The organism is Vibrio sp. 1978 (assembly GCF_033344345.1).
On sequence record NZ_JAWPOP010001040.1, the window covers coordinates 1 to 514 of the forward strand.

The window sequence follows — 514 nt, forward strand, 5'->3', positions numbered from 1 at the left end:
TGCATGGATACTCCCAAATATGTCTACCACGCGTCGTTCAACATCAAGCAATCTATGAAGACTGTATTGTTGTTGCGCAAACGTTTGCGCGAGAATAATACTGGTATAAAATTAGGTGTAAAGAAGTTCGTGCGCCTTCGCGTGCTACATAGTAACAAAATCCACTAAATACTGCGCTAGATCAAAACAAAAAGGCCACCAAACGGTGACCTAAGTATATTTTTTGCTCTAAAGCTAACCTTCTTAGCGATCCCAGTAGGTCTCTTCTAAGCTGTCTTCGCGTTCTGGCAGAGCTCGCGATAGGCGAGGAGAGTGCTGAGTTAGCACTTCGTAGCTCACGCGGTTCGCGTATTTACAAATTTGAGAAAGTGATGAATACGTCAGACAGCGTACTTCATGTTTCCCTGAAGTAGGCACTTCTTTCTGATGGAAAGAGTTTGCAGCCATGTCATGCACCAGTGCAGACAGTGCAGCATCACCCGCGCCATCAGTGTTCTTAATTTCTAGAGGGCCA

The 514-nt window shown here is 45.1% G+C and carries 1 pseudogene; it reads right to left on the reverse strand.

The window, feature by feature from the left end:
• Positions 1-243: 243 nt before the first annotated feature.
• A pseudogene (locus R8N49_RS30545) lies at positions 244-514 on the reverse strand (inosine/guanosine kinase); the annotation flags it as partial.